This is a genomic window from Streptococcus sp. ALY_211 (genome assembly GCF_058314555.1).
In genome coordinates, this window is sequence record NZ_JBZFUN010000010.1 from 1 (window position 1) to 22,244 (window position 22,244).

Annotated in this window: 19 protein-coding genes; all 19 read left to right on the forward strand. The window is 40.9% G+C overall.

Going from position 1 to position 22,244, the window contains the following annotated elements; translation table 11 throughout:
• Nucleotides 1–446 precede the first annotated feature (446 nt).
• The 19 genes from rpoB (at nt 447) to AC4HAJ_RS07595 (ending at nt 22,208) form a co-directional block, all read left to right on the forward strand.
• Nucleotides 447–4,013 carry a DNA-directed RNA polymerase subunit beta gene (gene rpoB / locus AC4HAJ_RS07505; protein WP_491079554.1) on the forward strand — a complete coding sequence of 1,189 codons (3,567 nt, stop codon included), beginning with the start codon at nt 447–449 and terminating at the stop codon, nt 4,011–4,013.
• Nucleotides 4,014–4,081: 68 nt separating this feature from the next.
• Nucleotides 4,082–7,720, forward strand: coding sequence for a DNA-directed RNA polymerase subunit beta' (rpoC, locus tag AC4HAJ_RS07510; protein WP_491079555.1), 3,639 nt, complete (start codon nt 4,082–4,084; stop codon nt 7,718–7,720).
• Nucleotides 7,721–7,953: 233 nt separating this feature from the next.
• Entirely contained in the window at nt 7,954–9,621 is a 1,668-nt protein-coding gene (locus AC4HAJ_RS07515; protein WP_491079556.1) for a peptide ABC transporter substrate-binding protein, read from the forward strand.
• A 41-nt stretch (nt 9,622–9,662) separates the two neighbouring features.
• Nucleotides 9,663–10,577 carry an ABC transporter permease gene (locus AC4HAJ_RS07520; protein ID WP_491079557.1) on the forward strand — a complete coding sequence of 305 codons (915 nt, stop codon included), beginning with the start codon at nt 9,663–9,665 and terminating at the stop codon, nt 10,575–10,577.
• 11 nt (nt 10,578–10,588) lie between these two features.
• Nucleotides 10,589–11,620 carry an ABC transporter permease gene (locus tag AC4HAJ_RS07525; RefSeq protein ID WP_491079558.1) on the forward strand — a complete coding sequence of 344 codons (1,032 nt, stop codon included), beginning with the start codon at nt 10,589–10,591 and terminating at the stop codon, nt 11,618–11,620.
• A 12-nt stretch (nt 11,621–11,632) separates the two neighbouring features.
• Nucleotides 11,633–12,682 (forward strand): ABC transporter ATP-binding protein, encoded by a 1,050-nt coding sequence (locus AC4HAJ_RS07530; RefSeq protein WP_491079559.1) that lies wholly within the window; start codon nt 11,633–11,635, stop codon nt 12,680–12,682.
• Nucleotides 12,679–13,608 carry an ABC transporter ATP-binding protein gene (locus AC4HAJ_RS07535; RefSeq protein WP_491079560.1) on the forward strand — a complete coding sequence of 310 codons (930 nt, stop codon included), beginning with the start codon at nt 12,679–12,681 and terminating at the stop codon, nt 13,606–13,608. The genes AC4HAJ_RS07530 and AC4HAJ_RS07535 overlap by 4 nt, the downstream gene beginning before the upstream one ends.
• Before the next feature lie 310 nt (nt 13,609–13,918).
• Nucleotides 13,919–14,254, forward strand: a complete 336-nt coding sequence (locus AC4HAJ_RS07540; RefSeq protein WP_491079561.1) for a DUF1033 family protein — start codon at nt 13,919–13,921, stop codon at nt 14,252–14,254.
• 68 nt (nt 14,255–14,322) lie between these two features.
• Complete coding sequence (gene comGA / locus AC4HAJ_RS07545; protein ID WP_491079562.1) at nt 14,323–15,264, forward strand: competence type IV pilus ATPase ComGA; 942 nt, start codon at nt 14,323–14,325, stop codon at nt 15,262–15,264.
• Entirely contained in the window at nt 15,188–16,231 is a 1,044-nt protein-coding gene (gene comGB, locus AC4HAJ_RS07550; protein ID WP_491079563.1) for a competence type IV pilus assembly protein ComGB, read from the forward strand. The genes comGA and comGB overlap by 77 nt, the downstream gene beginning before the upstream one ends.
• The gene (gene comGC, locus AC4HAJ_RS07555; protein WP_491079564.1) at nt 16,232–16,555 is read left to right on the forward strand and encodes a competence type IV pilus major pilin ComGC; all 324 of its coding nucleotides are present in this window, start codon (nt 16,232–16,234) and stop codon (nt 16,553–16,555) included.
• Nucleotides 16,542–16,943 (forward strand): competence type IV pilus minor pilin ComGD, encoded by a 402-nt coding sequence (gene comGD, locus AC4HAJ_RS07560; RefSeq protein WP_491079565.1) that lies wholly within the window; start codon nt 16,542–16,544, stop codon nt 16,941–16,943. Before comGC ends, comGD begins: the two co-directional genes overlap by 14 nt.
• Nucleotides 16,915–17,208: a competence type IV pilus minor pilin ComGE gene (gene comGE / locus AC4HAJ_RS07565; RefSeq protein WP_491079566.1), complete on the forward strand. Its 294-nt coding sequence runs from the start codon at nt 16,915–16,917 to the stop codon at nt 17,206–17,208. The genes comGD and comGE overlap by 29 nt, the downstream gene beginning before the upstream one ends.
• Complete coding sequence (gene comGF / locus AC4HAJ_RS07570) at nt 17,192–17,617, forward strand: competence type IV pilus minor pilin ComGF (RefSeq protein ID WP_491079567.1); 426 nt, start codon at nt 17,192–17,194, stop codon at nt 17,615–17,617. Before comGE ends, comGF begins: the two co-directional genes overlap by 17 nt.
• Complete coding sequence (comGG, locus tag AC4HAJ_RS07575; protein WP_491079568.1) at nt 17,607–18,137, forward strand: competence type IV pilus minor pilin ComGG; 531 nt, start codon at nt 17,607–17,609, stop codon at nt 18,135–18,137. Before comGF ends, comGG begins: the two co-directional genes overlap by 11 nt.
• Before the next feature lie 63 nt (nt 18,138–18,200).
• Nucleotides 18,201–19,154, forward strand: a complete 954-nt coding sequence (locus AC4HAJ_RS07580) for a class I SAM-dependent methyltransferase (protein ID WP_491079569.1) — start codon at nt 18,201–18,203, stop codon at nt 19,152–19,154.
• A gap of 65 nt (nt 19,155–19,219) precedes the next feature.
• Nucleotides 19,220–20,407 carry an acetate kinase gene (locus AC4HAJ_RS07585; RefSeq protein WP_491079570.1) on the forward strand — a complete coding sequence of 396 codons (1,188 nt, stop codon included), beginning with the start codon at nt 19,220–19,222 and terminating at the stop codon, nt 20,405–20,407.
• 175 nt (nt 20,408–20,582) lie between these two features.
• Nucleotides 20,583–20,849, forward strand: coding sequence for an ACT domain-containing protein (locus AC4HAJ_RS07590; protein WP_491079571.1), 267 nt, complete (start codon nt 20,583–20,585; stop codon nt 20,847–20,849).
• 21 nt (nt 20,850–20,870) lie between these two features.
• Nucleotides 20,871–22,208: a PFL family protein gene (locus AC4HAJ_RS07595; RefSeq protein WP_491079572.1), complete on the forward strand. Its 1,338-nt coding sequence runs from the start codon at nt 20,871–20,873 to the stop codon at nt 22,206–22,208.
• Nucleotides 22,209–22,244: the final 36 nt, after the last annotated feature.

Below are 22,244 nucleotides of genomic sequence, written 5' to 3' on the forward strand. Positions count from 1 at the left end.
TTTGATGACTAGGTATTTCTTTGACTCTATCATAGTTAGTTCTATTTTCCTCATCTTTCTAGTTTACCAGACGGGACATTTTCACATTCGACCTAGCTAAGACATTATCATTTTCGAATGATAGAAATCAGTTACCAAGCGCTAATGTACTTGCCTTTTTAGATGTTTTCAGGTATAATATAGACAACTATTTGTCGTCTAACTTGATTGAAATATTGTCCAATCAAGAGATACAGCAGTTAGATCAAACGATTTTAGTCGGATTTAGCTGCTCTTTTTGTGCCTAAAATTAGGATTTTTTCTGATTTGTAATCAAAAAATAAAAATTCTAAAAAATCACAAAAGTATCTGTCGATAAATATTTAACCGATCGCTTCGATTGTCTCTGCTTTCCTTAAAAGAAGTGGAAAGGCAATCATTGTATTTTACATGAAGGAGATAGAAACTTGGCAGGACATGACGTTCAGTACGGGAAGCATCGCACCCGTCGTAGTTTTTCTAGAATCAAAGAAGTTCTTGACTTACCAAATCTGATTGAAATTCAGACGGATTCGTTCCAAGATTTTTTGGATAATGGTTTGAAAGAAGTGTTTGAGGATGTGCTTCCAATCTCTAACTTTACAGATACTATGGAGTTGGAATTTGTAGGTTATGAGTTGAAGGAGCCTAAATACACCTTGGAGGAAGCGCGTATCCATGATGCTTCATACTCAGCGCCTATCTTTGTAACCTTCCGTTTGATCAATAAAGAAACAGGTGAGATCAAAACTCAGGAAGTTTTCTTTGGTGATTTCCCAATTATGACAGAAATGGGAACTTTTATCATCAATGGTGGTGAACGGATTATCGTTTCTCAGTTGGTGCGTTCTCCAGGCGTCTATTTCAATGATAAAGTTGATAAAAATGGTAAGGTTGGCTACGGTTCAACGGTTATTCCTAACCGTGGGGCTTGGTTAGAATTGGAAACAGATTCTAAAGATATTGCTTATACACGTATCGATCGGACACGTAAGATTCCATTTACAACCTTAGTACGTGCGCTTGGTTTCTCAGGTGATGATGAAATTATTGATATCTTTGGAGACAGTGATCTTGTTCGTAATACTATCGAAAAAGATATTCATAAAAATCCTGCTGATTCACGTACTGATGAGGCACTTAAAGAAATTTATGAGCGTCTTCGTCCTGGTGAGCCCAAGACAGCGGATAGTTCACGTAGCTTGTTGACAGCTCGTTTCTTTGATCCGCGTCGTTATGATTTGGCAGCGGTTGGTCGCTACAAGATCAATAAGAAACTCAGTGTTAAAACACGTCTTTTGAATCAAGTCTTGGCTGAAAATTTAGTAGATGGTGAAACAGGTGAAATTCTTGTTGAAGCCGGTACAGAAATGACTCGTGATGTCATTGATTCTATTTCAGACCAAATCGATAATGGTTTGAATAGCTTTATCTACACACCTAATGATTATGCGGTTGTGACTGAACCAGTGGTCCTTCAAAAATTTAAGGTGGTCTCACCGGTTGATCCTGATCGTGTGGTTACTATCGTTGGTAATGCCAGCCCAGATGATAAGGTTCGTGCTCTCACACCAGCAGATATCTTGGCTGAAATGTCTTATTTCCTCAACTTGGCCGAAGGTCTTGGTAAGGTTGATGACATCGATCATTTGGGTAACCGTCGTATCCGTGCTGTTGGTGAGCTGTTGGCCAACCAATTCCGTATTGGATTGACACGTATGGAACGTAATGTTCGTGAACGTATGTCTGTTCAGGACAATGATGTCTTGACACCGCAGCAAATCATCAATATTCGTCCAGTTACAGCTGCAGTTAAAGAATTCTTTGGTTCTTCTCAGTTGTCACAGTTCATGGACCAACACAACCCACTGTCAGAGCTATCTCATAAACGTCGTTTGTCAGCCCTTGGGCCTGGTGGCTTGACACGTGATCGTGCGGGCTATGAAGTTCGTGACGTGCACTATACTCACTACGGCCGTATGTGTCCAATTGAAACTCCTGAAGGTCCTAACATCGGGTTGATTAATAACTTGTCTTCATATGGACATTTGAACAAGTATGGCTTTATCCAAACGCCGTATCGTAAGGTGGATCGTACGACTGGTAAGGTGACCAATGAAATTGTTTGGCTGACTGCTGATGAAGAAGATGAGTATACAGTTGCTCAAGCAAACTCCAAGCTTAATGAAGATGGTACTTTTGCTGAAGAAATTGTCATGGGACGCCATCAAGGTAACAACCAAGAATTTCCAGCAAGTAGCGTTGAGTTTGTAGATGTGTCTCCTAAACAGGTTGTTGCAGTTGCAACGGCATGTATTCCATTCTTGGAAAACGATGACTCCAACCGTGCTCTTATGGGGGCAAACATGCAACGTCAGGCTGTTCCATTGATTGATCCAAAGGCACCTTATGTTGGTACGGGTATGGAGTATCAAGCAGCTCATGACTCAGGTGCAGCTGTTATTGCTAAGCATGACGGTCGTGTAACTTTCTCAGATGCTGAAAAAGTTGAAGTGCGTCGTGAAGATGGATCATTAGATGTTTACCATATCACTAAGTTCCGTCGTTCTAACTCAGGAACTGCCTATAACCAACGAACTTTGGTTAAGGTTGGTGATCAAGTTGAAAAAGGAGACTTTATCGCTGATGGTCCGTCTATGGAAGGCGGAGAAATGGCTCTCGGGCAAAACCCTGTCGTCGCTTACATGACCTGGGAAGGGTATAACTTTGAGGATGCTGTTATCATGTCTGAGCGTTTAGTTAAAGAAGATGTCTACACTTCTGTACACTTAGAAGAATTTGAATCAGAAACTCGTGATACCAAGTTAGGCCCTGAAGAAATCACTCGTGAAATTCCAAATGTCGGTGAAGAAGCGCTTAAAGATCTTGATGAAATGGGGATCATCCGCATTGGTGCTGAAGTAAAAGAAGGAGATATCCTAGTCGGCAAGGTGACACCTAAGGGTGAAAAAGACCTTTCTGCAGAGGAGCGCCTCCTGCATGCTATCTTTGGGGATAAGTCACGTGAAGTGCGTGATACTTCCCTTCGTGTACCGCATGGTGGTGAGGGTATTGTTCGTGATGTTAAGATCTTTACACGAGCAAATGGTGATGAATTGCAATCGGGCGTTAATATGCTGGTGCGTGTCTACATCGCTCAAAAACGTAAGATCAAGGTTGGAGATAAGATGGCCGGTCGTCACGGTAACAAGGGTGTCGTTTCACGTATTGTTCCAGTGGAAGATATGCCTTATCTTCCGGATGGTACGCCGGTTGATATCATGCTGAATCCACTTGGGGTGCCATCACGTATGAATATCGGGCAAGTTATGGAGCTTCACTTGGGTATGGCTGCACGTAATCTTGGCATTCACATGGCTACACCAGTCTTTGACGGAGCAACTTCCGAAGATCTCTGGGAAACTGTTGAAGAAGCTGGTATGGCAAGTGATGCCAAGACTGTTCTTTATGATGGTCGTACAGGTGAACCGTTTGATAATCGAGTTTCTGTAGGTGTCATGTACATGATTAAGCTTCACCACATGGTTGATGATAAGCTTCACGCTCGCTCAACAGGTCCTTACTCACTCGTTACCCAACAACCTCTTGGTGGTAAAGCTCAGTTTGGTGGTCAACGTTTTGGGGAAATGGAAGTTTGGGCCCTAGAGGCTTATGGTGCTTCCAATGTTCTTCAAGAAATTTTGACGTACAAGTCAGATGATGTGACTGGTCGTCTTAAGGCCTATGAAGCGATTACCAAGGGTAAACCAATTCCAAAACCAGGTGTACCTGAATCATTCCGAGTTTTGGTTAAGGAGCTGCAATCACTTGGTCTTGACATGCGTGTGCTTGACGAAGATGATAATGAAGTAGAACTTCGTGATCTTGATGAAGGCGAAGATGATGATGTTATGCATGTTGATGATCTTGAAAGAGCTCGTCAAAGACAAGCTGCAGAGGCCGCTGCTCAAGCTCAGGAAAGTTCACAAGAGTAATAGTGGGTATCTGACTCACGGATCAATCTTATTAGATTGATAGCACTATTAATAGAAAGGCAAAATAAGTGGTTGACGTAAATCGATTTAAAAGTATGCAAATCACTTTAGCTTCACCAAATAAGGTCCGTTCATGGTCTTATGGGGAAGTTAAAAAACCTGAAACAATCAACTATCGTACGCTCAAACCAGAACGAGAAGGTCTCTTTGATGAAGTAATCTTTGGACCAACAAAAGACTGGGAATGTGCTTGTGGTAAGTACAAACGTATCCGCTATAAAGGAATCGTCTGTGACCGTTGTGGTGTTGAGGTCACGCGTGCTAAGGTTCGTCGTGAACGTATGGGTCATATCGAATTGAAAGCTCCTGTCTCTCATATCTGGTACTTCAAAGGGATCCCGTCTCGTATGGGATTGACTTTGGATATGAGTCCTCGTGCTTTAGAAGAAGTTATCTATTTTGCGGCTTATGTGGTTATTGATCCAAAAGATACACCACTGGAACCTAAGTCTATTTTGACTGAGCGTGAGTACCGTGAAAAACTTCAAGAGTACGGTTACGGCTCATTTGTAGCTAAAATGGGTGCAGAAGCTATCCAAGATCTCTTAAAGCAAGTTGACCTTGAATCTGAAATCGCTGAGCTCAAGGAAGAGCTAAAAACAGCTTCTGGTCAAAAACGTATTAAGGCTATTCGCCGTTTGGATGTTTTGGATGCTTTCTATAAATCGGGTAATAAGCCAGAGTGGATGGTTCTTAATATCCTTCCTGTTATTCCACCGGATCTTCGTCCTATGGTCCAATTGGATGGTGGACGTTTTGCGGCTTCTGATTTGAATGACCTTTACCGTCGTGTCATTAACCGTAATAATCGTTTGGCTCGTTTGCTTGAATTGAATGCACCTGGTATCATCGTGCAAAATGAAAAACGTATGCTACAAGAAGCGGTTGATGCTCTTATTGATAACGGTCGTCGTGGTCGTCCAATTACTGGACCAGGAAGCCGTCCATTGAAATCATTGAGCCACATGCTCAAAGGTAAACAAGGACGTTTCCGCCAAAACTTGCTTGGTAAACGTGTTGACTTCTCTGGACGTTCTGTTATTGCCGTTGGTCCAACTCTTAAGATGTATCAGTGTGGTGTGCCACGTGAGATGGCTATTGAACTCTTTAAGCCATTTGTGATGCGTGAAATTGTGGCACGTGATTATGCGGGTAACGTTAAAGCTGCTAAACGTATGGTTGAGCGTGGCGATGAACGTATCTGGGATATTCTTGAAGATGTCATTAAAGAACACCCAGTTCTCCTTAACCGCGCACCTACCCTTCACCGTTTAGGTATCCAAGCCTTTGAACCAGTTCTTATTGATGGTAAAGCTTTGCGTCTTCACCCATTAGTGTGTGAAGCCTACAATGCCGACTTTGACGGTGACCAAATGGCTATCCACGTACCGTTGTCAGAAGAAGCTCAAGCAGAAGCTCGTCTTTTGATGCTTGCAGCAGAGCATATCCTCAATCCTAAGGATGGTAAGCCAGTCGTTACCCCATCTCAAGATATGGTTTTGGGTAACTATTACTTGACTATGGAAGATGCTGGTCGTGAAGGTGAAGGTATGGTCTTCAAGGACAAGGATGAAGCGATCATGGCTTACCGTAATGGCTATGCTCACTTGCATACTCGTGTAGGTATTGCAACTGATAGTATGCCTGAAAAGCCTTGGACAGAAGATCAAAAACACAAGGTAATGATCACCACAGTAGGTAAGATTCTTTTCAATGACATCATGCCTGCAGAATTACCATATTTGAATGAGCCAACCAATGCTAATCTGACAGATAAGACGCCAGATAAGTATTTCCTGGAACTTGGTTCGGATATTAAGCCTGCTATTGAGGCTTTGGAACTCAATGTTCCCTTCAAGAAGAAGAATCTGGGTAATATCATTGCAGAGACTTTCAAGCGTTTGCGCACGACGGAAACGTCTGCCTTCCTTGACCGCTTGAAAGATCTTGGCTACTACCACTCAACATTGGCTGGTTTAACGGTGGGTATTGCTGATATTCCTGTTATTAGCAACAAGCAAGATATTATTGCACAAGCGCATAATAAGGTTGAACAAATTAATAAGGCTTTCCGTCGTGGTTTGATGACAGATGATGATCGCTATACAGCTGTTACCAATACTTGGCGTGAAGCTAAGGAAGAGTTAGAAAAACGTTTGATCGAAACACAAGATCCTAAGAACCCTATTGTTATGATGATGGACTCAGGAGCGCGTGGTAACATCTCAAACTTCTCTCAATTGGCTGGTATGCGTGGTCTGATGGCGGCGCCTAATGGACGTATCATGGAATTGCCTATCTTGTCTAACTTCCGTGAAGGTTTGTCTGTGCTGGAAATGTTCTTCTCAACCCACGGTGCTCGTAAGGGTATGACCGATACAGCCCTTAAGACGGCCGACTCTGGATATCTAACTCGTCGTTTGGTTGATGTTGCCCAAGATGTTATTATCCGTGAGGATGACTGTGGTACTGATCGTGGATTGACTATTCGTGCAATCACTGATGGTAAGGAAATTACTGAAACCTTAGAAGAGCGTCTTATCGGACGTTATACTAAGAAATCAGTTAAGCATCCTGAAACAGGTGAAGTTATCGTTAAGCCAGATACTTTGATTACTGAAAACATGGCTGCAGATATTGCTAAAGCTGGTGTTGAGGAAGTCACTATTCGTTCGGTCTTTACATGTAATACACGTCACGGTGTCTGCCGTCACTGTTATGGTATCAACCTAGCAACTGGTGATGCCGTTGAAGTTGGTGAGGCTGTAGGTACTGTTGCTGCTCAATCTATCGGTGAACCAGGTACTCAGTTGACTATGCGTACTTTCCACACGGGTGGTGTTGCGTCAAATACTGACATTACTCAAGGTTTGCCACGTATTCAAGAAATCTTTGAAGCACGTAATCCTAAAGGGGAAGCGGTTATCACTGATGTCAAAGGCCGTGTAACGGATATCGAGGAAGATGCATCGACACGTACTAAGAAGGTTTACGTTGAAGGTAAGACTGGTAAGGGTGAGTACGTTGTACCATTTACTGCCCGTATGAAGGTAGCTGTTGGAGATGAGATTTCTCGTGGGGACGCTCTTACTGAGGGGTCAATCCAACCTAAGCACTTGCTCGAAGTGCGTGATACCTTATCTGTTGAGACTTATCTCTTGGCTGAAGTTCAAAAAGTTTACCGTAGCCAAGGGGTGGAAATCGGTGATAAGCACGTCGAAGTTATGGTTCGCCAAATGCTGCGTAAGGTTCGTATCATGGATCCAGGAGATACAGATCTCCTTCCAGGTACTCTAATGGACATTGCTGATTTCACAGATGCTAATAAGGATATCGTCATTGCTGGCGGTATTCCTGCAACCAGCCGTCCTGTCCTTATGGGAATTACTAAGGCTTCGCTTGAGACAAATTCATTCTTGTCTGCTGCATCCTTCCAAGAAACGACTCGTGTCCTTACCGATGCTGCTATTCGCGGTAAGAAGGATCACCTTCTTGGTCTTAAAGAAAATGTCATTATTGGTAAGATTATTCCTGCTGGTACAGGTATGCAACGTTACCGCAATATTGAACCTCAAGCTGTTAATACTGTTGAAGTTATCGAGGAGCCTATCCTTGAGACGGCTGAAGTTGCTCCAATTAGTGAGTAAGCTTTGAATATGAAAATCTCTCCTAAATTCGGGAGAGATTTTTTTGTTTTTTGCTATTATATTTTGATTGTGAAATTATTAAAAGTTTGTCATTATGAAAACGTTATTTACAATATTCTAACAGAGTGCTACAATGAAATTTAGCCAACTCTTGATGGTTGAGTTTGAAAAATTTACCGAATTTTCTGTCGTTTTATTATTGAGGCCGGATTTGGTAATGAGAAGGGGTTTTTATGGTTTTAATCAAAAGAAAAATCAGAAATAAGCTGCGCAAAAATGCTAAGTGGATCGGTCTTGCAGCATTGGTAGTAGCAGCTGGCGGTATTGGGGTTTATCAGGCCAATAAAGGTAATTCAAAGAATCATGAAATCAACTGGTATACACCGACAGAGATGATTACACTCGATGCGTCTAAGAATACAGACCGGTATTCTGCTATGGCTATCGGGAACTCAGGTAGCAACTTGCTACGTGTTAATAAAAATGGGGATCTCAAGTATGATCTTGCTAAGAATCTTGAGGTTTCTAAGGATGGAAAGACTTATACTGTCACTATGCGAGACCATCTAAAATGGTCAGATGGCTCTGAGTTGACTGCTAAAGATATCGTTTATTCTTGGCAGCGTATGGTCGATCCTAAGACGGCATCGGAGTATGCTTACTTGGCGAGTGATGCTCATGTTTTAAATGCTGAAGATATTATTGGTGGGAAAAAGCCTGTATCAGACTTGGGAGTGGAAGCAAGGGGAAATCAGGTGATTTTCCATCTCTCTGATCCGGCACCTCAGTTTAAGAGCTTGTTGTCCTTTTCTAACTTTGTTCCTCAAAAGGAAGCTTTTGTTAAGAAATCTGGGAAAAAGTATGCGACTAATTCTCAGCAAATGCTTTATTCGGGGCCTTACACTGTTAAAGGTTGGAATGGTAGTAATGGCGACTATCAGCTAGTCAAAAATAAGTACTATTGGGATGCTAAGCATGTTAAAACTGATCTTGTCAATGTCCAAACAGTTAAAAAGCCAGATACAGCTGTGCAGATGTACAGGCAGGGAGATCTAGATTGGGCAGATATTTCTGCGACTTCTGCTATGTATGCAGCTAATAGGTATCGAAAGGATGTTATAAAAATACCAGAAGCAACTACTGTCTATATGGTTTACAATATGACTGGTGAAGTCAAGGGACTGACTAATAAAAAAATTCGTCAGGCTTTAAATCTTGCAACTAATCGTCCAGGCACTGTCAAGGCAGCAACTGATACGGGTTCGGAACCGGCTACGGCCTTGGTTCCTAAGGGAATGCAGAAATTACCAGATGGGACTGATTTGACGGCTTCTGTAGAACCTGGTTACACTTATGATGCGAAAAAAGCTGCTAAGCTTTTCAAGGAAGGCTTAAAAGAAGAAGGCCTTACATCTTTAACCCTGACTATCACGGCGGATTCAGATCAGCCAGATAGAAAGGCTGCGGTTGATTACACCAAGGAAACTTGGGAAAAAGCCTTACCGGGTCTCACTGTTGAAGAAAAATTTGTGACTTTCAAACAACGTCTGGATGATACTAAGAATCAAAATTTTGATGTGGCTTTTGTGCTGTGGGGTGGTGATTATCCTGAGGGATCTACTTTCTATGGACTTTTCACGACAGACTCAGCTTATAACTATGGTAAATTTTCTAGCAAGGCTTACGATGCAGCTTATAAAAAGGCTTTAACAACGGATGCGCTTGATCCTCAGGCAGGTGCTAAGGATTATAAGGCTGCTGAGAAAGCTTTGTATGATGAGGCACTCTTTAATCCGGTTTACTTCCGCTCTAATAGGGCTTTGCAAAATCCTAAGATCAAAGGATTGGTAAGAAATGCTACAGGTCTTTACACTGATTTCACCTACGCTTATAAGCAGTAGTGTGTTAATGGTGTGGCGCTGGATGTAAAGGAAACAATATTATGGTGAAATATTTATTAAAACGTTTAATGATCTTGGTGGTTACCCTTTGGGTAGTCATTACCTTATCATTTTTCCTCATGCAGGTGTTGCCGGGAACTCCCTACAATAATCCTAAATTGACGGATGAAATGATTGCAATGATGAATAAGCAATATGGTTTGGATAAACCAGTTTGGCAGCAATATTTGACTTATCTTGGCAATATTGTCCAAGGTGATCTTGGGACCAGTTATTCTTCTGTCAACCAGTCTGTGTCAACTATGATTGGTCAGCGTTTGGCTGTGTCAGCTCAACTAGGGATTCAAGCACTAGTAGTCGGTATTGTGGCTGGACTTTTTGTTGGCGCTGTCTCTGCTCGCAATAAGAATAACTGGATTGATGGTGTACTCAGTGTGCTTTCGACCTTGGGAATTTCTATTCCTTCCTTCATTGTGGGGCTTTTCTTGCTGGATTATCTGGGATTTAAATGGAATCTTTTGCCACTAGTTGGTTGGGGAAGCTTTAGTCAAAGTATTTTGCCAACTTTAGCTTTGGCTATTCCAGTCTTTGCACAGGTAACTCGTTTTTTCCGTAGTGAGATGATTGAAACCCTCAATACGGATTATATTCAGTTGGCGCGTGCCAAGGGACTAAGTTCACCTGAGGTCACGGCTAACCATGCTTATCGAAATTCTATGATTCCTGTTTTAACATTGGTTGGTCCTTTGGCCGCTAATATCTTGACAGGATCTGCCCTGATCGAGCAAATTTTTTCTATTCCTGGGATTGGTCAGCAGTTTGTCAGTTCGATCCCTACTAAGGACTATCCTGTTATTATGGGGACAACGATTGTCTATGCGCTGATGTTGATGGTTGCTATCTTAGTGACAGATATTATCAGTAGCCTGATAGACCCTCGTGTACGCTTACAGTAAGGAAGGTTGCTATGGAAGATACAAGACGCTTTAAACTTGTCGGAGCTGGTAGTACGGCTTCGCAAGAGAAAATTCAAAAACCGACTCTGTCATTTATGCAGGATGCTTGGCGACGGTTAAAAAAGAATAGACTGGCTTTTGTTGCTCTTTGGTTTTTGGCTGCTATTATTATTTTGTCACTACTTTCGACGGCAGTGGTCAGCAAAGAAGATGCCAATAACTTTAATAGTGATAAAGTTACAACTTATCGCAACTTGCCGCCAAAATTGAGTGAAGGACTTCCTTTCTGGAATGGTAAGATCAAGTTTGCTGGTACAGATAAAAAAGTGGATGTCTACAAGGAGCAAGAGGTTCCCAAAGGTGAGCAATTTATCTTAGGGACGGATAATCTTGGTCGTAGTGTGGCTAAGCGTGTTATTGTTGGTGTTCGTATTTCAATTTTAATTGCTGTTGTAGCCACTTTAATCGACCTTATCATTGGTGTCACTTATGGTTTGATATCTGGTTATATCGGTGGTCGATTGGATACGGTTATGCAGCGGATTATTGAGGTGATTTCCTCTATTCCTAATTTGGTTATTGTAACGATGCTAGGGCTATTGCTGGGCAATGGGGTAATGTCTATTATCATTTCGATTGCGATTGTTGGCTGGACAGCGATGGCTCGTCAGGTGCGTAATATGACCTTATCTTATAAGGAGCGTGATTTTGTGTTAGCCTCTAAGGCTTTGGGAGAACGCCCTTTGAAAATTGCTTTTAAGCATATTTTGCCTAATATCTCAGGGATTATTATCGTGCAAATTATGATGACTGTCCCTAGTGCTATTATGTATGAGGCAGTTTTATCTGCGATAAACCTTGGGGTTAAGCCACCGACAGCGTCATTAGGGTCATTGATCACGGATGCTCAAGAATACCTACAATATTATCCTTATCAACTCTTGCTACCTGCTTTTGCTCTGGTTGTCATCTCGCTGGCCTTTATCCTTTTGGGGGATGGCTTACGTGATGCTTTTGATCCCAAGTTGAATGTAGAGGAATAGGAGGTTTATCAAATGTCTAAAGAAAAAATTTTGTCTGTCAAAAATCTCCATGTGAATTTCCATACTTATGCTGGGGATGTGAAAGCTATTAGAGATATCAATTTTGAGCTTTATAAGGGTGAAACTTTGGCTATTGTGGGAGAGTCTGGCTCTGGAAAATCGGTCACAACTCGTACCCTTATGGGATTGTCGGCTAAGAATGCTGAGGTTAGTGGCGAGATTATCTATAAAGGGCGTGATCTGAATCAGATCGGTGAGAGCGAGTGGGTAAAACTTCGTGGTAATGACGTGGCTATGATCTTTCAAGATCCTATGACAAGCCTTGATCCAACGATGAAAATTTGGAAGCAAATTGCTGAGCCAATGCTGATTCACGATGAAGACCTAGAGTATGATCAGGCGTTTGAGCGTGTGATTGATTTGATGGAAAAGGTTGGTATTCCTGAGGCGCGTGAGCATGCTCATGATTATCCACACCAATGGTCAGGAGGGATGCGTCAACGTGCGGTTATTGCTATTGCCCTTGCTGCAAATCCTGCCATTCTCATTGCTGATGAGCCTACAACAGCTTTGGACGTGACGATTCAAGCGCAAATTTTAAAACTTATGAAGGAGATTCAAAAGGATACAGATAGTTCGATTGTTTTTATTACTCATGATTTAGGAGTGGTTGCTGGGATGGCGGACCGTGTTGCAGTGATGTATGCTGGTAAAATTGTTGAATATGGTCAGGTTGATGAAGTCTTCTATAACCCTCAACACCCCTATACGTGGGGGCTTCTAGGCTCTATGCCAACAACGGATACGAAAGCTGGTAGTCTGCACGCTATTCCAGGAACACCTCCGGACTTGCTTCATCCGCCAAAGGGTGATGCTTTTGCCTCACGTAATGCTTTTGCACTGGATATTGATCATGAGGAGCTACCACCTATGTTTAAGGTGTCAGATACACATTATGCTGCGACATGGTTGTTAGATGAGAGGGCTCCTAAGGTAACTCCACCAGATTTTATTCAGAAACGTTGGGAGCAATGGCAAGAAATCAAGGAGGCTAGTAAATGACGCAAAGCAAACGAAAATTGGTTGAGCTCAGAAATGTATCTTTAACCTTCAATAAAGGGAAATCTAATCAAGTCAAGGCTATTGATGATGTGAGTTTTGATATTTATGAGGGAGAAGTTTTTGGTTTAGTTGGTGAATCAGGTTCTGGTAAGACAACGATTGGACGCTCGATTCTTAAGCTTTACGATATTGATGGTGGCCAGATTAGTTTTGATGGTCAATCAATATCTGATTTTAAAGGGCAGCAGCTTCAGGAGTTTCGTAAGTCTTCACAGATGATTTTTCAAGATCCCCAAGCTAGTCTTAATAGCCGTATGAAAATTCAAGATATTATTGCAGAAGGGCTCGATATTCATCATTTGACACATTCCAAAGCAGAACGTCAAGCAAAAGTGGAGGAGCTGATTGAGTTAGTTGGATTGAATAAGGATCATTTGACCCGTTACCCCCATGAATTTTCAGGTGGGCAAAGGCAGCGTATTGGCATTGCTCGTGCTTTAGCTGTCAATCCTAGGTTTGTTGTTGCTGATGAGCCTATATCAGCCTTGGATGTTTCTATCCAGGCACAAGTGGTTAATCTGATGCAAAAGCTTCAAGCTGAACAGGGATTAACCTACCTCTTTATTGCCCATGATCTTTCTATGGTGAAGTATATTTCTGATCGTATTGGGGTTATGCACTGGGGCAAACTTTTGGAAGTTGGTCCAGCTGATGAAGTTTATAATAATCCTATTCATCCGTATACAAAATCATTATTATCTGCTATTCCTGAGCCAGATCCTGAAAAGGAGCGACGCCGAGTTCCTCTGGTTTATGACCCAAGCTCGGAAAGAGATGGTCAAGCTCGACAAATGTGCGAAGTGACGCCAGGACACTTTGTCTATGCTACTGATGATGAACTTCTTACTTATAGGAAAGATCTTTAAATTTATGATTACCCATGAGGCTGAGATAAAAGTTCTCGGCCTTATTTATTTGGTCACTTTTATTTGCTAGGCTCAGTGGTTGAATATCTAATCTCATGAACTTTGTTTATCTTATTTCTAACCTACCTAAAACGGTCTTCTAGATTGTTTCAAGTAGAACTCTTAGAAATAAAAAAAGCGCAGAGAAATCACATTCTTCGAGTTATTGATTTTTGTCCCACTCTCATTATTTTCGTAAAAACTAAGCAGATTTTTTTTCAAGATGCCTAAAATCCTATATAATGGCATTGTTAAACGAAGGAAGTAGGCTATGTATCAGGTAATAAAAATGTATGGTGATTTGGAGCCCTGGTGGTTCTTAGAGGGTTGGAAGGATGATATTGTTGAAGTGCGGGAGTTTGAGAAGTTTTATGATGCTCTAAAGTATTATAAGCAAGAATGGTATGGACTCTTTGAGCGTTATCCTAGCTTTAATAGTAAAAGTAGTGTGATGACAGCCTTTTGGAATGTAAACGATCAGCGCTGGTGTGAGGAGTGTGTGGATTATCTTCAGCAATTTTATTCCATTGCTCTTTTAAAAGATTGGGCCAGTCTTCCTAAAGAAGCCTATCGACCGGGCTATGAAAAGAAACGTGGTGAATTATAAAAACTGAGAAATATTTCTCGGTTTTTTTAATTTTTTACGGATAAATAAGTAGGAGGTGAGGTATTCTGATGGTTCAAAAATTTGGAAAACGTATCATTTCTCAAGCAGTTGAGAGTCAGGCCCAGGATATTTATTTTATTCCAAAAGCAGATGGCTATGAGATATACATGAGAATTGATGATGATCGCAAATTTATTGATCATTTTGAGTTTGACCAAATTAGTGGTCTTATTAGCCATTTTAAATTTCTAGCTGGCATGAACGTCGGTGAGAAGCGACGCAGTCAGCTTGGATCTTGTGATTATGAATTGGATAATGGTGAGAGTGCATCTCTTCGCTTATCTACTGTTGGTGATTATAAGGGGCGTGAGAGTTTAGTCATTCGACTTTTGTTTGATCAAAAGCGAGTTTTGCATTATTGGTTTGAGGGATTAGATCGCTTATTACCAATTATTAATGGAAGGGGGCTTTATCTTTTCTCTGGCCCTGTTGGCTCTGGTAAGACGACTTTGATGTATGAGTTAGTGACTCAAAAATTTCCGAAGGCTCAGGTGATGTCAATAGAGGATCCTGTAGAGATTAAGCAGGATAGTGTCTTGCAGCTTCAGCTCAATCCTAGTATCGACATGACTTATGATAGTCTGATTAAATTAGCGCTTCGTCATCGGCCGGATGTTCTCATTATCGGTGAAATTCGTGATACTCAGACGGCTCAGGCTGTTATTAGAGCTAGTTTGACAGGGATTACAGTTTTTTCAACCGTCCATGCTAAGAGTATTCCGGGTGTTTATGCTAGATTGTTGGAATTGGGTGTAAAGCCCGATGAGCTTGCAAATAGTCTGACAGGGATTATTTATCAGCGCTTATTAGGGGGAGGAGGTGTATTAGATTTTGCCAAGGAGAACTTCGAAGCTCACTCAGCCAAAGAGTGGAATGACCAGATTGATGAGCTTCTTGCAGCGGGATATATCACTGCTGAACAGGCAAAAACCGAAAAAATTATCGCTTGATCGTCAGCGTAAAGTGATTCAGCTCTTCAATAATTTAATGAGTTCAGGTTTTACATTGACAGAAATTGTTGATTTTTTGGAGCGCAGTGGCTTGTTGCCCTCTATTTATACTTCTAGGATGCGTGAGAGTTTGTTATCGGGTGAGTCTTTAGCCATTATGATGGGGAGGTTAGGATTTTCAGATAATGTGGTGACTCAGCTAGCTTTATCAGAAGTGCACGGCAATACCCAAGGAGCCCTGATTAAGATAGAGTCTTATCTGGGAAAGCTTGTAGCGGTTCGTAAGAAGCTGCTAGAAGTAGCGACTTATCCTATTATACTTTTGCTGTTTTTGGTTGGAATTATGCTGGGTATGAGGCGCTATCTCTTGCCGCAATTAGGGGAAGAAAATATAGCGGCCGCACTGATTGCTCATTTTCCTACTATCTTTTTGGGTCTATTTATCCTGCTATTAGTCTTGGTTTTTCTTTCCTATCTTCATTGGAAGTCTTCAGATAAGGTGGGATGGTATAGTCGCATATCTCATTTTCCTTTTTTGGGTAGTTTTGTTCGAGACTACCTTACAGCTTATTATGCTAGAGAGTGGGGAAATTTGATTGGCCAAGGGATTGAGATGAGTCAGATCGTTGTGATTATGCAAAAGCAGCGCTCCCAATTATTCAGGGAGATTGGCAAGGAGATGCAGGAAGCCTTAGTCAGAGGTCAAGAGTTCCATCATAAAGTTTTAGATTATTCCTTCTTTCTTAAAGAGTTGAGTCTTATTATTGAGTACGGTCAGGTGAAGTCCAAATTAGGGGATGAGCTTGAAGTTTACGCTCAGGAGAGCTGGGAAACTTTCTTTTATAGGGTGACAAGAGCAACTCAGATTATTCAGCCTCTGGTGTTTATATTAGTAGCTCTTGTAATTATCATGATTTATGCGGCTATGTTATTGCCTATGTATCAGAATATGGAGGTTCAATTTTAGATGAAAAAGATTATTACACAGATGAAAAAGGCGCGTGTGAAGGCCTTTACGCTGATTGAAATGTTGGTTGTCTTATTGATTATTAGTGTTTTATTGTTGCTTTTTGTCCCAAATTTAGCTAAGCAAAAGGATTCAGCTAAAAATACTGGTGGAGCAGCTGTTGTTAAGGTAGTAGAAAGTCAAGCAGAGCTTTATGAACTGAATCATACTGATGATGCTACAGTATCTAAACTTGTAGCGTCCGGTGATATCTCGCAGAAGCAGGCGGATTCTTATAATGAGTATTACAAGAAACATTCAGAAAAACGTCATGTCCCAAATTAGGGCTTTTACCTTATTAGAGACGCTTTTGGTTTTGGCTATTACTAGTTTTATTTTGATGGCTTTTACTGGAGGCGTACAGAGAACTTTTAAGGGGATTCAGCAGCGATTGTTTTTCTTGTCTTTTGAGCACCTTTATGAGGATACTCAACGCTTGAGTCATAGTCAGCAAAAAGAACTCAGTCTTAATGTCACTGCTACAGAAGTTTCTAATGGAGTTGCTAAGATTGAGCTGCCTGATTCTGTTCATCCCATTCAAGACTATCGGGTAGTTTTTTCAGAAGAGGGAGGAAATTCTTCCTTGCAGAAGTTAGAATTTCGGACACAAGACGGTTCTGTCACCTATCAACTATATATAGGGAGTGGTCGTTATAAAAAAACAGAAAGTTAGGGCTTATGTCCTTTTAGAGAGTCTGGTAGCTTTAGCTGTCTTAGTTATGATTGTTAGTCTAGTATTAAGTGAAGTGAATAAGGATAGAAAAAGAATGGCAACTCTTCTACGTCGTCAGGAAGTTGTAAATGTAGCTCAAATGGCTGTTCAAACTAGGCGAGAAAATCTGACATTAAATGGCATTAGTGTTACTGTTCAACAATCTGACACCAGTATTACTGTCTATGAAGGTGGGAAGGTGGTGTTAGATGTTGCAAAACGTTAAAGTCAGAGCCTTTACTCTTCTTGAATGTATGGTAGCTTTACTGATTATTTCTGGGAGTATTCTTGTTTATCAGGCTATGACAACTGTTGTCAGTAGCAATGTGAGCTATATCAGTCGTAACGATGAGGAAGAGTGGCTGTTGTTTTGTCAGCAGATGCGTTCGGAGTTGGCATCTGCACAACTTACTAAGGTTTCTGATAATAAGCTCTTTGTTAAGAAGGGGGAGCAAGAGTTAGCGTTCGGACGAGCCAAGGCTGGAGATTTTAGGAAAAGTAATGCTGATGGCCGTGGGTATCAGCCTATGATTTATAGGATTAAGAGTAGCCGTATTAGCCAGAGTGGTTCCATAGTTCATATTACTATAGTGTTTAACTCAGGTATGGAAAGGACGTTTATATATGCTTTCTAAGAGGTGGGTCAAAGCAGGTGTATTGATTTATGCGGTACTTATGGCAGCTATATTTTCTCTACTTCTTCAGTTTTATCTCGATCGGGTGATAGCTAGCCAAAGACAGTACTTGGCTATGGAAAATCATGCTGAAGCCTATGTGCTCGCTCAGTTGACTAAAGTAGAGTTAGAAAAGGATCCAGATAAGCGACAATTTTATTTTGATAGTGGGCAAGTAAAGATTGAAGGCAGAGGTGATCATATTGATATTGAAGTGACTCTGGGGTCAGGAGAGAAGTATCATTTTGATGATCAAATTCCAAAACAATCTCAAAAGGTTAAAAAAGGTAGCAAGAAATCAAAATCTCAGAGATCTAGGCCTTCTAAAAAAGAAAATGATGAAGTAGGGTCTGAGAAACAGACATCGGATTCATCGGACGATGATAGGACAACGGAATCTTCTAGTACTAGTCAGAGTGGGAGTGAGACGAGTTCATCAGAAGGTACAGTGGATAAGGATTCAGCCTCTTCAGATGATTAGCTGATTGTGGTTCAGAAGGTTTTGAGAGTTTTTATTTTCAGGTAAATCTGTTATGATAGCATTATGAATTTTGAGAAAATAGAACAGGCCTACGAGCTCATTTTAGAGAATGTACAGTTGATTCAAAATCGATTATCTACTAATATTTACGATGCTCTAATAGAGAATAATGTCTATTATATGAATGAAGATAGTAGAGACAGTAGAGTGTCTGCAAATATAGCTTCCTTAAAATCTTTGAATTTGACTTCTGAAGAGTGGCGTCGGGCTTATCAATTCATTTTTATAAAGGCTGCTCAGACCGAACCCCTTCAAGCCAATCACCAGTTTACACCTGATAGCATTGGGTTTATCTTATTATTTCTTTTGGAAAATCTGACTGTAGAAGAGACAGTTGATGTTTTAGAAATTGGCAGTGGGACAGGGAATTTGGCGCAGACTCTTGTGGTTAACAGCCAGAAAAAAATGAACTATCTAGGATTAGAAGTCGATGACCTACTTATTGATTTGTCTGCCAGTATTGCTGATGTTATGGGGACGGAGGTTGGCTTTGTTCAAGAGGATGCTGTGCGCCCTCAGCTTTTAAAAGAGAGTGATGTAATTCTTAGTGATCTGCCGGTTGGATATTATCCAGATGATGCGATTGCTAGTCGTTATCAGGTTGCTTCTAAGACAGAGCATACATATGCTCATCACTTATTAATGGAGCAGTCTCTCAAATATCTTAAGAAAAATGGTTTTGCTATTTTCTTAGCACCAGTGAATCTTTTGACAAGTCCCCAGAGTGATCTCTTAAAGCAATGGCTCAAGAATTATGCAGATATTATTTCTGTTATTACTCTTCCAGATAATTTATTTGGTCATGCGGCTAATGCAAAATCGATCTTTCTCTTGCAAAAACAAGCTCAGAAACCTAAGGAGACTTTTGTTTATCCTTTAACAGACTTGCAAAATCAGGACCAATTAGTTGATTTCATGACCCAGTTTAAAAAATGGGTAGCAGATTATATTCTTTAATTTAGAATTCTGCTATAATTGGAATACGTTTAGAAAACGATTTCAAACCCAGAAGAGGTGATCCTATGTCTAAAACAATCGCAATAAATGCTGGTAGTTCCAGTTTGAAATGGCAACTTTATCAAATGCCAGAAGAAACTGTTTTGGCGAAAGGCTTGATTGAGCGTATCGGTTTATCAGACTCAGTTTCAACTGTATCATTTGATGGGCGCTCAGATTCTCAAACTCTAACGATTGCAGACCATACCCAAGCTGTTAAAATTTTATTAGAAGATTTAATTCGCCATCATATTATTGAAGACTACTCAGAGATTACAGGTGTTGGACATCGCATTGTAGCTGGTGGGGAGTATTTTCAAAACTCTGCTTTAGTAGACGATCGGGTCATTGAGCAAATTGAGGAGTTGTCACTTTTAGCACCTTTACACAATCCTGGTGCTGCCGCTGGTATCAGGGCTTTTAAAGATATCTTACCTGATATTACTAGTGTGGCTGTGTTTGATACTTCTTTTCATATGACGATGCCTGATTATGCTTATCAATATCCACTTCCTCAAAAATATTATGAGGAATACAAGGTGAGAAAGTACGGCGCACATGGGACTAGCCATAAGTATGTGGCTCAAGAAGCAGCTAAGATGCTAGGGCGTCCGCTTGAAGAGCTCAAGCTCATTACAGCACATATTGGGAATGGTGTTTCCATTACGGCAAATCGTTATGGTCAATCAGTAGATACCTCCATGGGGTTGACACCGCTAGCTGGACCGATGATGGGAACGCGTTCTGGAGATATTGATCCTGCTATCATTCCTTTCTTACTTGATCAAGCTCCAGAATTTAAAACGGCAGCTGATGTCGTTAATATGCTTAATAAGGAATCTGGTTTAGATGGTGTATCAGAACTTTCTAGTGATATGCGAGATATTTTAAAGGGGGTTGAAGAAGGAGTTCCTTCTGCGGTTTTAGCCTACGAAATGTTTGTTGATCGTCTCAAGAAATTTATCGGTCAGTATCTTGCTGTATTAAATGGTGCTGATGCTATTGTATTCACAGCGGGTATGGGAGAAAATTCTGCTCAGCTTCGCAGTGATATTATTGCTGGTTTAACGTGGTTTGGTTTGGATATTGATCCAGAAAAAAATGTTTTTGGTTATGTTGGGGATATTTCTAAGGCAGATTCTAGCATTAAGATCCTTGTTATACCAACCGATGAAGAAGTCATGATTGCACGAGATGTTGAATCTTTTAAATAAATGATACCAATAAGGCTGGGATAGTTCCCAGCTTTTATATTTTTACCTGTTTATCTCTTGACAGATATTGATAGTGGCTAAAAGTTCGGGAATTGATATTGTTTTTAACTGAATATTTGAATAAAATTAACGATTTGTGGTAAAATACAAACAATATGAAAAATGGGGTATAAAAATGAAAGCTATTATTACAGTTGTTGGCAAAGATAGTAAAGGGATTGTAGCAGGAGTATCGGTTAAGATTGCTGAATTGGGGTTGAATATTGATGATATTACTCAGACTATTCTTGATGACTATTTTACAATGATGGCGATTGTTTCAGCGCCTGAGAAAAAAGATTTTACTTTGCTTCGTAAAGAGTTTGAAGATCTCGGTGCATCGCTAAATGTTAAGATCAATATTCAAAGTGCCGCCATATTTGATGCTATGCATAACTTGTAGTAAGAGAAGAAAGGGCTAAAAATGGATATTAAGCAGGTTACAGAAACAATTGCGATGATCGAGGAGCAAAATTTTGATGTCCGTACGATTACAATGGGGATCTCACTTCTTGATTGTATTGATTCTGATATCAATAAGGCAGCAGAAAAAATTTACAGTAAAATTGTAGAAAAGGCTGGTAAGCTCGTAGCTGTTGGGGATGAGATTTCTGCTGAGTTAGGGATTCCGATTGTTAATAAGCGTGTATCAGTGACGCCTATCTCTATTATAGGAGCAGCGACTGATGCTGAAGATTACATTCCCCTAGCTAAGGCACTAGATAGGGCAGCAAGAGAAATTGGGATTGATTTTATAGGAGGATTTTCAGCTCTGGTTCAAAAGGGTTACCAGAAGGGGGATGAGATCCTTATTCGATCAATCCCACGAGCTCTTGCTGAGACGGAGTATGTCTGTGCATCTGTTAATATTGGTTCTACTAAATCGGGTATTAATATGACCGCTGTTGCTGATATGGGACATATCATTAAAGAAACTTCGCAAGCTTCTGATATGGGACCAGCTAAGTTGGTTGTTTTTGCTAATGCTGTTGAAGATAATCCTTTTATGGCTGGGGCCTTCCATGGTGTTGGTGAGGCTGATGTTATCATTAATGTCGGTGTTTCTGGTCCTGGTGTAGTAAAGCGTGCTCTCGAAAAAGTTCGTGGGGAAAGTTTTGATGTTGTGGCAGAGACAGTTAAAAAGACGGCTTTTAAAATTACACGTATTGGTCAACTGGTTGGTCAGATGGCTTCTGAGCGTCTTGGCGTTAAGTTTGGTATTGTTGATTTATCTCTCGCTCCAACACCTGCTGTAGGAGATTCGGTGGCTCGAGTGTTAGAGGAAATGGGATTGGAGACAGTAGGGACTCATGGGACAACGGCTGCTTTGGCCTTGCTGAATGATCAGGTTAAAAAAGGTGGTGTTATGGCTTGTAACCAAGTTGGTGGTTTATCGGGTGCTTTTATTCCTGTGTCTGAAGATGAGGGAATGATCGCTGCCGTCCAAAATGGATCGCTTAATCTCGAAAAGTTAGAGGCCATGACAGCTATTTGTTCTGTGGGATTGGACATGATTGCTATTCCAGAGGATACCCCAGCTGAGACTATTGCTGCTATGATTGCTGATGAAGCTGCTATTGGTGTGATTAATATGAAGACAACCGCTGTTCGAATTATTCCACAGGGTAAAGAAGGCGATATGATTGAGTTTGGTGGTTTGCTTGGTTCGGCTCCAGTGATGCCTATCAATAAAAATTCCTCTGTTGAATTTATCTCACGTGGAGGACAAATTCCTGCTCCTATTCATAGTTTTAAAAACTAATAGTGTTATGACATCTGTCTTAATGGGCAGGTGTTT